Source organism: Pseudomonas sp. Lb2C2, from assembly GCF_052112205.1.
Taxonomy (GTDB): Bacteria; Pseudomonadota; Gammaproteobacteria; order Pseudomonadales; family Pseudomonadaceae; genus Aquipseudomonas; species Aquipseudomonas kilonensis.
The window spans coordinates 435,383-449,867 of the sequence record NZ_JAUTYW010000004.1 but is presented as its reverse complement, the minus strand read 5'-3'; the positions used below and the strand labels follow the sequence as shown (position 1 = coordinate 449,867).

Below are 14,485 nucleotides of genomic sequence, written 5' to 3'. Positions count from 1 at the left end.
CTGCTCCATATTCCGATGGGGAAACTTAATTTCCCAATAGGAATGCAAGCTGCTTGCCAAAGTCGGGAATCAAGATCATTTCTCCTTTGTTGGGAGATTTTCTTCTGTTTATATGGGAATATTCATTTCTCTAGAGGAATATTGGCTCGGACACCTTACACCGAGCTCTGCATTTCGCACATTCCCAGTGCGAAATATTTTTTATTGAGCGGAAACAGTGCACGAGTAATGAATATGCCAACCGAAACACAGCCGAAATTGAAGCTTGAGCAGTATTTGGGCATTGAGATCAAACGGCAGCGGCAGGCTCAGGATCTGAAACTCTCAGACGTCGCACGGATCGCCGGTATCAGCCAGGGCATGTTGAGCAAGATCGAAAACGCCCAGGTATCGACCAGCCTCGATAACCTGAGTCGTCTGTGCGATGTGCTGGGTATGCCAATGTCCAAGCTATTCAGCCAATACGACCAGCCAGGTAGCAGCGCCCTGCTGGTCAAGCGTGATGAAGGGCTGGAGGTGGTGCGTCGGGGAACAGAGAAAGGCCACACCTATCATCTGCTCAACCACACACGTGGGCCGAAGAAAAGCTTCGAGGCGTACATGGTCACCATGGACGACGCCAGCGAAGAGTTCCCGACCTTCTCTCATCCCGGCACCGAGTTCCTGCACCTGCTGGAAGGCGAACTCGTGTATCGCCATGGCAATAAGCTGTATCACATGGAGGCGGGAGACAGCCTGACCTTCGACGGTGACATCCCTCACGGCCCGGAAGAACTGGTGAGGGTTCCGATTAAACTGCTGTCGATCATGAATTATGGGTCGCAAGCGGAGTAATCTGACCCGCTGACAAACCCGCAAGAAAGCGCTTACAACGCTGATCTCCCACCACCACCCAGGCGTATCCACAACCGAATCGCGGGCGTGGGCCGCCTCGGCCGCCAGACAGTAACAAAGCAAAATATTCCTTACAGGCAAAAAAGTTTCCAGATAACTCTGGACCCGAAGGATTCTTTCACCTATAAATCCGCCACAGGAATAAATAATTCCCATCGGGAATTTTTATTCATATCAGAAAACATTTTTCACCCCTGAATTTCGATCAGCTTTCAGCTGCCGCCATTTCTCTGAGGACATGTGATGCAACACGAAAAGAACCATTTCATTCTCAAAATCAGCTGTCCGGCGACCTCCGGCATCGTTGCGGCGATCACCTCATACCTTGCAGGCAACGCTTGCTACATCGGTGAAATGGCGCAGTTCGACGATGAATTCAGCGGCAAGTTCTTCATGCGTGCGGTGTTCCGTTTCAACGATGGTCACGTCGGTGACATCGCGCAGTTAAAGGCCGGTTTCGATGACGTCGCCAAGGGTTTTGATATGCAGTGGGAACTGCATGACACACGAGAGCCTATGCGCGTGCTGCTGATGGTCAGCAAATTCGACCACTGCCTCACCGATCTCCTGTATCGCTACCACAAAGGCGAGATGGACATGAACATCACCGCCATCGTCTCCAACCACCTCGACCTGCGCCCAATGGCCGAGCGTGAAGGCATTCGCTTCATCTACCTACCGGTGACCAAGGAGACCAAGGCTCAACAAGAAGCCGCGCTGATGAAGGTGGTCGACGAAACCGGCACTGATCTGGTGGTACTCGCCCGTTACATGCAGATCCTTTCCGACGATCTCTGCAAGCAGATCTCAGGTAAGGCCATCAACATTCACCACTCGTTTCTGCCCGGGTTCAAGGGCGCAAAGCCATACCACCAGGCTTATGAACGTGGCGTCAAATTGATCGGCGCCACCGCTCACTACGTTACCAGCGATCTGGACGAAGGCCCGATCATCGAGCAAGAGGTACAGCGCGTTGATCATGCCTATCTGCCAGAGGATCTAGTAGCCATTGGGCGCGACACCGAAACCGTGGCGCTGTCCAAGGCGGTGAAATACCACCTGGAACACCGGGTATTCCTTAACAAGGACAGAACGGTGATTTTCCGATGAACACTTCCAAACTCATCGATGGCAAAGCGGCCGCCAATCGTGTTTTGACCCTGGTCAAAGCCGATGTGCAACGCCTTAAAGCCGATGGCATCGAACCTGCGTTGGCGGTGATTCTGGTGGGCCAGGATCCGGCCAGCCAGGTCTACGTTCGCAACAAAATTCTGCGCGCAGAAGAAGCCGGCATCCGCTCGCTTGAATACCGCCTGAGTGCCGACACAACCCAGGTGCAGTTGCTCAAGCTCATCGCCCAGTTGAACGATGACGAGAGCGTCAACGGTATCCTTTTGCAGTTACCGTTACCCTCGCACATCGAAGAAACCCGAGCTTTACAGGCCATCGCTCCGGGCAAGGATGTGGACGGCTTCCACAGCGAAAACGTCGGCGGCCTAAGCCAGGGTCGCAACGTTCTGACGCCTTGCACCCCCAGTGGCTGCATGCAGTTACTGGAAGATGCCTGCGGAGACCTGAGCGGCAAGCACGCAGTGGTCATCGGTCGCTCCAACATTGTCGGAAAACCCATGGCCGCCCTCCTGCTCAAGGCTCATTGCTCGGTCACCATACTGCATTCACGCAGCGTGAACGCCAAGGCCCTATGCCGTCAGGCCGACATCGTGGTCGCCGCTGTTGGCCGCCCACGGATGATTGATGCTAGCTGGCTCAAGATTGGCGCGGTGGTCATCGACGTCGGTATCAATCGCATCGATGAGGATGGCCTCAGCCGTCTAGTGGGCGATGTCGATTTCGACAGCGCCCTGCCCCAAGTTTCGGCCATTACCCCAGTGCCTGGTGGAGTCGGCCCGATGACCATCGCGTTTTTGATGAAAAACACGGTGACTGCTGCCGAACAGCAAGCCCATGTACAACCCAGCTCCTCGGAGGCCGCATGCCTTTCAATCTCCTGAAATACGGACTCAGCTCGGAGTATCCCGTCGAGGTGGATCTGCCTGCGCCGAAAGAGCTCAAGTCCTCCTATGACGTGGTGATCATCGGCGGTGGCGGTCATGGCCTCGCCACCGCCTACTACCTGTCGAAGTACCACGGCATCACAAACATTGCGGTGCTGGAAAAGGGCTATCTGGGCGGCGGCAACACAGCCCGCAATACCGCAGTGATCCGCTCCAACTACCTGACCAGCGAAGGCGTGCGTTTCTACGCCGAGTCGGTGCGGATGTTCGAAAGCCTGTCCAACGAATTCGACTTCAACATCATGTACTCCCATCGCGGCCAACTGACCCTGGCGCACACCGATGCCACCGTCCGCTCGTTCCGTCAGCGCGCCGAGGTCAACAAACACTTCGGTGGTCGCACCGAGATGATCGATCGCCAGCAAATTCGTGAACTGGTACCGACCCTCAATCTCGATCCGGGTCACTTACCCGTGATCGCTGGTCTCTGGCACATCGACGGCGCTACTGCGCGACACGACGCCGTGGCCTGGGGATACGCCAAACAGGCGGCCAAGCGTGGCGTCGAGATTCATCAGCTCACCGAAGTGCAGGAACTGGTCATTGAGAACGGAGCCATCACTGCGGTGAAAACCAATCGCGGCACCATCAAGTGCGGCTGTGCGGTGCAGGCGGTGGCGGGCATGAGTTCACAGTTGATGAAAAAGGCAGGCATTCGCTCACCTATTCAGACATTCCCTCTGCAAGCCATGGTCACCCAACCGTTCAAGCCCTTCCTCGACCCACTCGTGAGCTCTTCTGCCCTGCATTGCTACGTACAACAGACCAGTCGTGGCGAAGTGGTGTTCGGCGGCGGCTCCGATCCCTACCCGCTGTTCAACACACGCTCGACGCTGGATTTGAAAGAAAGCCTGCTAGCTCATGCTATCGAGATGTTCCCATTTCTGGCCAATGCCAAGTTGATGCGCCAATGGGCCGGGATAACAGATATGACCCCAGACTACAGCCCGATCATGGGCCTGTCGCCGGTGAAAAATTACTACCTCGATGCTGGCTGGGGTACTTGGGGCTTTAAGGCCACACCAATTTGCGGCAAGACCATGGCCGAGCTAGTCGCCAGCGGCGGCAAGGTGCCGGAGCTGATAAAACCGTTTGGTCTGGAGCGGTTTTCCACCTTCCAGCAAGTCAACGAAATGGGCGCGACAGCGGCCAGCCACTGACGGAGAGCGACAGATGAAAGTCATGACTTGCCCGCTCAACGGGCCGCGCAACATTAGCGAATTCACCTATGGCGGTGAGTTCAAGCAGATGCCTGACCCACAGATCTGTACCGACGCCGAGTGGGCCGACTATGTATTCAACAGCGAGGACACCCTGGGTGTGGTGCGCGAATGGTGGATGCACAACCCTTCCAGCTACTGGTTCCTGGCCGAGCGCCACACCGGAAGCGACGAGATCTTGCGCACCTTTGATCCAAAGGACGTGTTCACCACCCGCGTCGACTTCACCGCCGCCACCGCCAAGGAGATCGCCCAATGATTCGCCTACCCGCTCCCATGGGCTTGCTGATTGACCGTAATCAGCCACTTAGCTTCAGTTTCGACGGCAAGCCGTATCAGGGTTTCGAGGGCGACAGCATCGCAAGCGCCCTGCTCGCTAATGGCCGGTTTCTGTTGTCGCGCTCGTTCAAGTACCACCGCCCTCGCGGCCCGCTGACCATGGCAGGGCAGGACGCCAATACCTTGGTACAACTGCCAAGCGAACCCAATGTGCTCGCCGACAGTTACCTGTTGGAACATGGCGTGCAGGTAACCGGGCAGAACTTCAACGGCTCGCTGGACAACGACAAGGATGCCTACCTCGGCAAATTCTCGAAATTCATGCCAGTAGGTTTTTACTACCGCTCGTTCTACAAACCAAAAGGCATGTGGAAAGTCTGGGAACCAATTATCCGCAAGAAGGCCGGTCTGGGCGTACTCGACCTGAAATTTCAACCGGAGTATTACGACAAGGCCTATCTGTTTGCTGATCTGGCGGTAATTGGCGCGGGCCCGGCAGGTTTGCAGGCTGCACTGACTGCCGCCAACTCTGGCGCGAAGGTGCTGCTGATCGAGCAACAGCCTGTGCTCGGAGGTTCACTAACCTATGCCCGTTTCGATCTCGAAGGTACCCGCGCCGAAAACCTGCGTCGTGAACTTGTCAGCGCCGTTGAAGGCCACGCCAACATTCATGTGCTGAAAAAGGCGACCTGCAACGCCTGGTTCACCGACAACTACTTGCCGGTGATTCAGGGCAAACGCATGTACAAAGTCCGTGCGACCCAGTGCCTTATCGCCAGTGGCTCGTTCGATCAGCCAGTAATCTTTCGCAACAACGATCTACCGGGTGTGATGCTGACCAGTGCTGCGCAGCGATTGATGAAATTGTATGCAGTTAAACCGGGTAACCGCGCCGTAGTTCTGACCGGTAACGATGACGGTTACCTTGCAGCGCTGGATCTGCACGAGCAGGGTGTTGAAGTAGCGGCGTTGGTGGACATGCGGGTGAATCCCGCCGACCGAGCCCTGCTACTGGCGCTGGAGAAACGCGGAATTACTTGCCACCTCGGCAGTACCGTTTACGAGGCACTGCATGAAAAAGGCATGCGTCATGTCAACGGTGCCGACATTCGCAAGATCACCGGTCAAGGCCAGGTGGCAAGTAGTGGTCTGACCCTGGACTGTGACCTGCTGTGCATGTCCGGCGGCTATATGCCGGTGTACCAGTTGTTATGTCAGGCTGGCGGCAAGTTAGCGTACGACGATCACCTGGCTGAGTTCACACTCACTGGCCTGCCGAAAAACCTTAGCGTTGCTGGATCCGCCCATGGTTATCACGCACTGGACAATGTTTTGTCCGACGCAGTTCATGTGGCTGCAGAAATAGTCACTGCGCTCAATCTTGATCTCGCAGCCAAGCCATTGCCAATGCATGCAGAAGCTCAGGTCAACTTTCCTTGGCCGATCTTCCCGCACCCTAAGGGGAAGGATTTCGTCGATTTCGATGAAGACCTGCAAGTGCGCGACATCATCAATGCAACCAAAATTGGCTATCGAGACATTCAGTTGGTTAAACGCTATTCCACGGTAGGTATGGGGCCGTCGCAAGGTCGCCACTCTGCGTTACCGACCGCACGACTGGTGGCGTCTTCGACTCAACGTAGCATTAGCGAAACCGGCGTCACCACTGCTCGACCACCGTTCGAAGCGGAAAAACTTGCTCATGTTGCCGGCCGTGCTTTCGATCCGTACCGGCAGACACCAATGCATAAGCGGCATTTGGATGCTGGTGCGAAGATGATTCCCGCCGGAATCTGGCAGCGCCCCGCCTACTACGGCAAGGCCAGCGAGCGTGACAAATGCATGCAAGCTGAAGCGATGCATGTGCGTAACAAGGTCGGCATTATCGACGTCTCGACCCTCGGCGGTCTGGACGTACGTGGCCCGGATGCCGCCGAGTTGCTCAATCGTATGTACACCTTCGCCTTTCTCAAGCAGCCCGTGGATCGCTCACGATATGCGCTGATGACTAACGAACATGGAGTGGTGATCGACGACGGCGTCTGCGCACGCTTCGGCGAAAACCACTTCTACGTCACCGCCACCACCAGCGGTGTCGATCGCATCTATCAGCAGATGCTCAAGTGGAATGCGCAATGGCGGCTGAACGTCGACATCGCCAACGTCACGGCAGCGATTTCGGCAGTTAACGTGGCGGGCCCGGATTCACGCAAAGTTCTGGAAAAAGTTTGTACCGCCCTGGATTTGTCGGCGGAAGGATTCCCGTATTTGGCCGTGCGTCAAGGTACGGTGGCAGGCATCAAAGCACGTCTACTGCGGGTCGGTTTCGTCGGCGAACTTGGCTATGAAATTCACGTTCCGGCGCGCCATGCGTTGAAGCTGTGGGATGCGTTGATGGAAGCCGGCAACGCATTCGACATCCGCCCGTTTGGGGTGGAAACCCAACGTCTGCTGCGGCTTGAAAAAGGCCACGTGATCATCAGTCAGGACACGGACGGCATGACCCATCCGGCCGAGATCGACATGGGCTGGGCGGTCAATCGCACCAAGCCGTTCTTTGTAGGGCGCCGCTCCGTGGACATCCTCGAGGCGCAGCCCCAGAAACGCAAGCTGGTCGGTTTTACGCTGCCTAAAACTAGCCCTCAACCGCTGGAAGGCCATCTGGTGCTCAAAGGCAAGGACATTAGCGGTAACGTCACCTCTTGCGAGTATTCGCAATCTCTCGGCCAGATCATCGGCTTGGCCTATGCCGCCTTCGATCAAAGCTCTCCAGGGCAGCAGATTCCGATTCGCGTCGAGGACGGAGTGGTCGTCCAGGCCACCGTGGTGAAACTGCCTTTCTTCGACCCTGAAAATCAGCGACAGGAGCTCTGACATGTCCAGCCTCAATGCAGAAAATCATATCGGGCTGAGCCCATTGCAACGATGCGCTGTGGTCGATTTGACCGAAGTGCCCAGAGTCGGCTTTCGCGGCACCGACAGCGCAGCGTATTTGGTGGCACGAGGCTTCGTTCTGCCGGACTCGCCAAATCGTGCAGTGACTCAGCCGGACGGAAGCCACGTTGCGCGGCTTTCGCAAACCGAGTATCTCGTCTTGGGCAGCTTGCAAGATCGTGGAGAGCGCATCGCTGACGAGGAAACACGTTGGGAAATGGATCACAACGCCAACTACTTGCTACCTCGCGAGGACAGTCATGGCTGGCTGCAACTGAGCGGAGTCTACATTGCCGAGGTCATGGCCAAGCTCTGCGGTGTCGACCTTCGGCCGCAGGCGTTTGCGCCTGGTGCCGTGGCACAGACCTCAGCAGCACGTATCAACGTGATTGTGATCAATCTGGGTTCGGTAGCTTCGCCAATATTTCAAATCCTGTTTGATCGCGCCTCTTTGGACTATTTCAAGGGCGCATTGATGGACGCCATGGGAGAGTTCGATGGAACGGTGCTAGGCATCGACGCGTTGGTCTGAAACTCACCGTAGACCATAGCCTGAATGGTTGAGCAGGGACATCTGCTCAACCATTCGTGTTTCATCCGTCGAATTACTCTCGCTCATCTCTCAATCGGAGACCACGATGACCATTCTTGACACACCGAACAAAGAGACTGACTACAGTGTGCCCGCGCTGGCTCGGGGGCTGAGTGTGTTAGGACTGTTCAATGCCAGAACGCGCAGTCTGAACATCCACGAAATATCTGAAAGGCTGGGCGTCAGTACTTCGGCGGTGTACCGCATATTGTTCACGCTCATCAACACCGGCTATTTGAATAAGATAAACGCACAGTACGAATTGGGTGCACGAGTCATCAGTGACGGATTTAGCTACCTGGCTAACCGCGATATTGTCGAAGTGGCTATGCCGCATCTCAATCTTTTACGAGACCACACTTCACTATCATGTCATCTGACTATTCGTGAGCAGACCGACAGCCTCTATGTATATCGTGCGTTTGCCGCTCAACGCCTCTCCGTCAACATCCCCATCGGGACGCGAATCGCTTGCCACTGCACAGCCATGGGAAGAATCTTACTTACCGCACTGGATGACATCGAGTTAGCGGCGCTCTATCAACACATCAGGCTAGACGATTATCCCTCGCCGGCGCCTCGAACGCTCCCTGAACTCCAGAACCTTATCTTAAATGACCGCCAGCGTGGTTGGGTGCTACACCGATCCGATTACTCAACCGCAATTGCTACTTCAATAAAAGACCATAAGGGGGTGGTCACCGCGGCGATCAACCTTTCGGGCCCCGACGCAGTGATGGATCCCCTAGGTGCGCAGGATCAGTTCAAAAAATTGTTATTGACGTGCAGTGCAGACATCAGCCGCGAGCTAGGCTACGTCCCATAATTGGCTATCTGAAGCGCGCGTTGAACGTGCGATAGCAGAAACGGTTTGCTTTCCTGGAATGGGGTCGCCCACGCAGCTGTGTTGGCGCCAGTCCATTTGTCTAGAATCACTTGTACCCTACACCCTTCAAGGAAACGGAAATGTAGAGCGACCCCATCGCACTAAAGCTAGATAGTCAGCACCACGACCACCCTAAGGAGCATTAAATATATCCTGGGTCAGTCGTGATACTCGTGCGCTGGAACTCAACAGCAGCTTCAGTTTTTTAACGGCGGACGTCAGGCCAGTCGTCGTAAAGACGGCCCATCAGGTATGGTGCATAGTCCACGCCGTCCTTACTGAGATCGACCACCTGCTCGACGATGTAAGACGTCTCGCCACCGAGGTGACCACCATCCAAGAACTCTCCTACCGGCACTGTCCCAACACCTGGATCGAAAGGAGATCCTGTCAAAGCGAGATATGCAGAAACAATCGGACGGAATCGATTGATTTGGGTTGAGTTTTTGAAAATGACCAATTCGGGGTTGCGAATAGATCGGCCATTGACCTCGAAACCACAACGCATGTCAAAGTAGTATTCGGGCGCCTCTTCAGCCCCACCCTGCTCCTCGCCGAGCTTGGCGTCGAGTAAGATCAGATCATGGCTTTTACGCCCTGCGAAACCGTGGAAACCGTTACCGTCCTCGAAGTAGTCGATGAACCCCTGCTTCTTGGGCATGCCCCAGAACTCGCGACCCGTTACGATGTTAACCTCTTCAGTTTCCAGCACGGTGAGGTAGTAGCTCCCTTCAACACCGTTGTACATCGCGTTTACGCCGACAATGGCTGCACGATCACGGCCCGCTCGGTTGGATACGCCATGGATCCATTCCATGAAGGAGAGGAAGCCAATTGTGACCTTGGGCTGATCGGGCACCTCCAGGCATGGCGGGAGAACGCTGCGAACGAACTCTGCTGTAGTCGAAAAATTTACGTAACTATAGGAGTGGTGCGTGCGAATATTGTCGTAGTAACGGCGATATTCTTCCAGCTGATGCTGAGTCCAGACGTAGCTCATAAGTGCCCCTAATTATTATTGATGGAGTATCTGAATTAGATGTTTTGCCCCGACCACGGTCAATCATACGTTTTGATGAAAAATAAAAGCTTTACCATACGATGATTTAAAGACTTGTAAGAAAGTATGAGGTTATGCTGCGAGCCGCTTCGTGATACGGCAACAGTAGCGATTAACACTTCTTCAAATCGTTCGCGCTAGATTGCTCCAGATGATTAATATTTGAGCTGCTGAATCAACTTTCTTTGCTGAGCACTCAGTTGGGTCATAGTCTCGCTTGCCGCTGCGGTATGCTCCGCCTCCTTGGCCACCTCGACGGCAGCAAGGCTGATGCTTTCGATGTTCCTACTAATGTCTTCAGCAACCATGCTTTGTTCTTCTGCGGCGCTGGCAATCTGGATGTTCATGTCCGAAATCAGCAGGACTGCCTCAGTGATTGCACTCAGGGCAGTCGTTGTACCTTCAGCGTGTCGAACGCTCTCACTCATGCGCTTGCTACTGCGATCCATGGCCTGCACTACGTCCTGAATGCCCGCCTTGAGCTTTTCGATCATCGTATGGATCTCAAGGGTAGAGCTCTGGGTCTTCATCGCAAGGTTACGAACCTCATCGGCGACCACGGCGAACCCTCGTCCCTGTTCACCGGCTCGTGCAGCCTCAATTGCAGCGTTGAGGGCCAGAAGGTTCGTCTGTTCGGCGATAGATCGAATGGTGTTCAGAATCTGGTTAATGTCTTCACTGTCGGAGGCGAGAGCTTGAACCTTCTCTGACGCGTGCAGTAGCTCATCATGAAGCCTTTGCGTCGTCTTGGTACCAGCCTCAACCACCGTCTGACCGGACTGCACAAAGCGATCTGCCTCGCCGGCTGCTTCCGCCGCCTTCGCCGCACTACGTGAGACTTCTTGCGCAGTTGAAGTCATCTCTTGGGCGGCGGTGGCAATAAGCTCGATTGCAGATAACTGGCGCTGCACTTTCGTGTCTGTCAGGGTGGAGTTTTCTCGTGTTTTCTCGGAGGCATCGGCGATATCTCCCGACAGGGCTGCAACCTGACTTACCAGAAGCCGAAGTTTGCTCAAAAAGCTATTGAATCCAGTGCCAATGTCACCAAGTTCATCTGATCGCGCTATGCTCAACTCTCTTGTCAAATCGCCCTCTCCACCTGCGATGTCACGGAGTCGGGTTGCAGTTTCCCTCAAAGGCCTTCCTACTCCGAAGCTAATCAGCCAGAGTAAGAACACTCCTAAGGCTGTCACTAAGACACCTCCAATTCCCATGAAACGAAGGCTGGACTGGGTATTTGATAACAGAGACGCTTGAAGCTCCCTAGCCTGGCTCATGACCACACTTAAAGGCACATTCACTAGGAGATTCCAGAACACCCCTGTACCAGCGACATTGATAGGGATGACCAACCGCACCGTGTCATTTGCTTCATCCACTTCGTATCTTGGAGCTCGATCACCAGCGGCCTGCACTAGCGAGAGGTCAGCAGGGGTCAGTGACACTGAGGAGAGCTCACCAAGCTTATTAGGCGCCTGAGTACTGGCCACATAACGCCCATTACTGGAAAGCAAGCTCATACTTCCCGCACCGGCATACATGCTGTGATTACTGGTTTCTAGCAAATCCTGAATGAAGCTAAGCGCATAATCGACGCCCGTAATGCCCTCGAATTTGCCGTTGACCAAAATGGGGACTGTAAATGATGCCAACAAAACTTTGCTGCCATCTGTTAAATTATAAGCAGCAGGGTCAATTACGCAGTTTTTCTTGGTCTCCTTCGCACAAAGATAATATTCTCCTTCGCGCACTCCGGTTGGTAGCCGATTTTGACTTTCTACTGTCGGGGCCGGCTCCACCAGAATTTCTTGCTCTTTACTACGATACCACGAAGGCATGAATCGGCCTGTTCCATCATAGCCGTCCGAACTATTTCCGGCGTATCGAATATCTGATGAACCAAATGCATTTGACTCCCATATAACATAAACACTCAATGCTTGAGGACTGGCAATCAAAGTTTCACGAGTTAAGTTAGACATCTGCTCCCGAGACACACTCAATAGCGGTTGCCCATCAGCATCGACTTTTCCAATCGACATGTTAACTACCGCTAATTGTTGCGCAACTTGAAGCGCAGATTGAAGTCTGGCTCCTATCTCGACTGCCTTCGCTTGTCCAAGGCTGGTTAACTCCGCTTGCGCACGGTCAGCCGTCTGAGTATCAGTCGACTCGCGCACAAATGTATTGCTGCGCTCAGTCGTAAAGTAGCTGATGCCCAGAAGCGTGGCGCTGATCAAAAGCATCGCGCACCCTGCCTGAACAACGAAAAATGTCTGTACGGATTTAAATTTCATTCTGACATGACTCCAACAGGGTGCTTACAAGGACACCCGAGGATATGATTTGACTTTCAGCAAACTGGCGCCGCCATTTGCAACGTTATTGTTATTTCAAATCCTTCAGTACCAAGCCACCCGGCTACAGCGTCACAAGCTGCAGAAAAAATCGGATGAGCTAGGAAAAAAGATTATTTCCTCCCTGATGATGCATCCAGCCCAATAAAACTATGTTGTAGAGCGTCCGACTTAAAATCTGCGAAAAAAAGCCGCCCCGGTGGGCGGCAAAATTCCGGTTGGTAAGACCGGAGACAAGCTAGGGGTAATGAACATGCCCCCATCAGGGCATGATCAAAAAGCTTTTCCGAACAGTTTCACGAACATCCCATTCGCCATGACAGTTTTCAGGGAACAGAACGGCATCGCCGGCATGGAGCTCGATGGGCTCCCCTTCATCAGGAATGAAGAAGCAATGGCCAGCGACAAAATGACTAAACTCACGCGAAAGAACCTGGCGGCGCCACCTGCCTGGTGTGCACTCCCAAATGCCAGTCAACAACTGGTTTGGCCCCTCTACCGCATGAGTAGAAGTCTCGGAGACCAAATCACCGACAGGTTGTGTGACAGGCTTAAAGTCAGTGAGCGGAAAACCTTTTACATTCGAAAGAAGAATCGGTTGAGGCATCATCTACTCCAGTATCAGAGGTTTTTGTCTTCAAGGCCCGCCGGAGCGAGCCCTGCGAGTTTTCGATCCAACCAAGCGGGACTTTCATCATCAGCTTCGGCGGCCTCTTTACGCTGAACAGCCCCACGAACCATCAAACCACCGAGATAGCGGAACGGCTCCGGTGGGAATCGCTTAGGCTCACGCCCTACGAGACCGCAGTGACTCCACTCATCGTCTAGTCCAAGAGCCAGACTCGCCAGAATTCGGCCCCCAAGGCGGCTCGGGCCAACGCCGTTTCCACTCCAGCCAACACCGTAGAAAATGTGAGGTGATCCATCTAGGTGACCGAAAACGGGCAAACTGTCGTAGGTACGATCAATCGGGCCACACCAGGAATGAGTGATTGGCACATCGTTCAGCTGTGGGTAGGTACGTCGAAAATCGCGTTCAGTATCTTCACTCAGGCTTGGATTGTCGTCATATCCACCATCCACGCGACTGGCGAAACTGATCATCCCGGTGCCCTTACCAAACGCGATACGGCCATCCTGAGTGGTACGGTAGTAGTCAACCATCAGCTGAGAATCAGTGATTGCCTCCCCCCCCGTCCATCCGATTTTTTCCAAACGATCCGGAATTGGCGCGGTGGCAACGATAGTGCTCGTAACGGGAAGGATCGTTCGGCGCAGCTCAGGGATCTCGGCAGACCAAGCGTTATGTGCGAGTACGACACGGGTAGCGGTAATCGAACCATTGGGCGTATGTAGCACGGCGGGAGATGAACGCTCGAAATTAATCATGGGAGTATTCTCGAAAATCTTAATACCCTTCTCTAGCGCAACTCTGCGCATGCCACGAACCAGCCTGGCGGGCTGCACAGTGGCGTTGCTCATCTCCAACACACCCTCAAGATGCTTTCCTGAGCCGGCACGTCGAGCAACTTCATTGTTGGAGAGCGGCAGAAACACAGATTCGCCGAGACGCTGGCATGTTTTCACCACGTCCTTCCAAGCACCACGTTGGGCATTGGTGGTGGCAGTCCAAAGCCAGCCTGCGCGGCGGAAGTGTGCATCGATATTATGCTCTGTGCAGAACTGTTCAATTTCACCGATTGCAGCAGCTGAAGCACGAGCAAGTCGCACCGCTTCATCTTTGCCACATTGCGCCGACAAGGAGCTGATCTTTGGCCACCAAGACATGACGAAGCCACCATTGCGGCCGGAAGCACCACCACCGCAGATGTCACGTTCGATGATAATCACCTTGCACTCAGGGTCTAGCTCGACAATCTGTAGCGCCGTCCATAGGCCTACGAATCCGCCACCAACGATGGTGACGTCCGCCACATGATTACCTTCCAACGAAGGCAAAGGAGTCAGCTCGGAGGAAATCTCCTCCAACCACAGCGAACGCTTCATTTTTATTAGCCTGTACGTGAACCTATCGGTATGTCTACTTTCAACTGACGAAGACAACCATTCAATTGTGAGTTCGCCAGAAAATAAAGACTCAACTCGTACGATGATATGAGTTAGTCATATTTTGAATAAAAGCAAATAAAAATCCGCAAATGCCAACTTTAAAGAGTCAACATTTGCG

At 54.0% G+C, this 14,485-nt stretch carries 12 protein-coding genes and 1 pseudogene; 8 read left to right on the top strand and 5 right to left on the bottom strand.

Going from position 1 to position 14,485, the window contains the following annotated elements; all coding sequences use genetic code 11:
• Positions 1–228: 228 nt before the first annotated feature.
• From Q7F16_RS14020 to Q7F16_RS13985, 8 genes are all read left to right on the top strand, one after another.
• On the top strand, positions 229–834 hold the full coding sequence (locus Q7F16_RS14020) for a helix-turn-helix domain-containing protein (RefSeq protein ID WP_409556357.1): 606 nt from the start codon (positions 229–231) through the stop codon (positions 832–834).
• Between the two features lie 303 nt (positions 835–1,137).
• Positions 1,138–2,004 carry a formyltetrahydrofolate deformylase gene (purU, locus tag Q7F16_RS14015; RefSeq protein WP_409556356.1) on the top strand — a complete coding sequence of 289 codons (867 nt, stop codon included), beginning with the start codon at positions 1,138–1,140 and terminating at the stop codon, positions 2,002–2,004.
• Positions 2,001–2,906: a bifunctional methylenetetrahydrofolate dehydrogenase/methenyltetrahydrofolate cyclohydrolase FolD gene (gene folD, locus Q7F16_RS14010; RefSeq protein WP_409556355.1), complete on the top strand. Its 906-nt coding sequence runs from the start codon at positions 2,001–2,003 to the stop codon at positions 2,904–2,906. The genes purU and folD overlap by 4 nt, the downstream gene beginning before the upstream one ends.
• Positions 2,888–4,129: an FAD-dependent oxidoreductase gene (locus Q7F16_RS14005; RefSeq protein ID WP_409556354.1), complete on the top strand. Its 1,242-nt coding sequence runs from the start codon at positions 2,888–2,890 to the stop codon at positions 4,127–4,129. Before folD ends, Q7F16_RS14005 begins: the two co-directional genes overlap by 19 nt.
• Before the next feature lie 13 nt (positions 4,130–4,142).
• A complete protein-coding gene (locus Q7F16_RS14000) occupies positions 4,143–4,448 on the top strand; it encodes a sarcosine oxidase subunit delta (protein WP_409556353.1) in 306 nt (101 codons plus the stop codon).
• The gene (locus Q7F16_RS13995) at positions 4,445–7,342 is read left to right on the top strand and encodes a 2Fe-2S iron-sulfur cluster-binding protein (RefSeq protein ID WP_409556352.1); all 2,898 of its coding nucleotides are present in this window, start codon (positions 4,445–4,447) and stop codon (positions 7,340–7,342) included. The genes Q7F16_RS14000 and Q7F16_RS13995 overlap by 4 nt, the downstream gene beginning before the upstream one ends.
• 1 nt (position 7,343) lies before the next feature.
• Complete coding sequence (locus Q7F16_RS13990; RefSeq protein WP_409556351.1) at positions 7,344–7,934, top strand: sarcosine oxidase subunit gamma; 591 nt, start codon at positions 7,344–7,346, stop codon at positions 7,932–7,934.
• Between the two features lie 106 nt (positions 7,935–8,040).
• A complete protein-coding gene (locus Q7F16_RS13985; RefSeq protein WP_409556350.1) occupies positions 8,041–8,820 on the top strand; it encodes an IclR family transcriptional regulator in 780 nt (259 codons plus the stop codon).
• 265 nt (positions 8,821–9,085) lie between these two features.
• Here the strand turns inward: Q7F16_RS13985 and Q7F16_RS13980 are convergent, their stop codons facing one another.
• From Q7F16_RS13980 to Q7F16_RS13960, 5 genes and pseudogenes are all read right to left on the bottom strand, one after another.
• Positions 9,086–9,880 (bottom strand): acetoacetate decarboxylase family protein, encoded by a 795-nt coding sequence (locus Q7F16_RS13980; protein ID WP_409556349.1) that lies wholly within the window; start codon positions 9,878–9,880, stop codon positions 9,086–9,088.
• 215 nt (positions 9,881–10,095) lie between these two features.
• A complete protein-coding gene (locus tag Q7F16_RS13975; protein WP_409556384.1) occupies positions 10,096–10,851 on the bottom strand; it encodes a methyl-accepting chemotaxis protein in 756 nt (251 codons plus the stop codon).
• Between the two features lie 102 nt (positions 10,852–10,953).
• A pseudogene (locus Q7F16_RS13970) lies at positions 10,954–11,154 on the bottom strand (HAMP domain-containing protein); the annotation flags it as partial.
• A 1,405-nt stretch (positions 11,155–12,559) separates the two neighbouring features.
• Complete coding sequence (locus Q7F16_RS13965; protein WP_409556348.1) at positions 12,560–12,904, bottom strand: cupin domain-containing protein; 345 nt, start codon at positions 12,902–12,904, stop codon at positions 12,560–12,562.
• A gap of 14 nt (positions 12,905–12,918) precedes the next feature.
• On the bottom strand, positions 12,919–14,304 hold the full coding sequence (locus Q7F16_RS13960; protein ID WP_409556347.1) for an NAD(P)/FAD-dependent oxidoreductase: 1,386 nt from the start codon (positions 14,302–14,304) through the stop codon (positions 12,919–12,921).
• Positions 14,305–14,485 lie beyond the last annotated feature (181 nt).

Coding starts and splice junctions, on each gene's coding strand:
- Q7F16_RS14000 (WP_409556353.1), top strand. CDS start 4,143: ATGAAAGTCATGACTTGCCCGCTCAACGGGCCGCGCAACATTAGCGAA.
- Q7F16_RS13995 (WP_409556352.1), top strand. CDS start 4,445: ATGATTCGCCTACCCGCTCCCATGGGCTTGCTGATTGACCGTAATCAG.
- Q7F16_RS13960 (WP_409556347.1), bottom strand. CDS start 14,304: ATGAAGCGTTCGCTGTGGTTGGAGGAGATTTCCTCCGAGCTGACTCCT.
- folD (WP_409556355.1), top strand. CDS start 2,001: ATGAACACTTCCAAACTCATCGATGGCAAAGCGGCCGCCAATCGTGTT.
- Q7F16_RS14020 (WP_409556357.1), top strand. CDS start 229: ATGAATATGCCAACCGAAACACAGCCGAAATTGAAGCTTGAGCAGTAT.
- Q7F16_RS13990 (WP_409556351.1), top strand. CDS start 7,344: ATGTCCAGCCTCAATGCAGAAAATCATATCGGGCTGAGCCCATTGCAA.
- Q7F16_RS13985 (WP_409556350.1), top strand. CDS start 8,041: ATGACCATTCTTGACACACCGAACAAAGAGACTGACTACAGTGTGCCC.
- Q7F16_RS13965 (WP_409556348.1), bottom strand. CDS start 12,904: ATGCCTCAACCGATTCTTCTTTCGAATGTAAAAGGTTTTCCGCTCACT.
- Q7F16_RS13980 (WP_409556349.1), bottom strand. CDS start 9,880: ATGAGCTACGTCTGGACTCAGCATCAGCTGGAAGAATATCGCCGTTAC.
- Q7F16_RS14005 (WP_409556354.1), top strand. CDS start 2,888: ATGCCTTTCAATCTCCTGAAATACGGACTCAGCTCGGAGTATCCCGTC.
- purU (WP_409556356.1), top strand. CDS start 1,138: ATGCAACACGAAAAGAACCATTTCATTCTCAAAATCAGCTGTCCGGCG.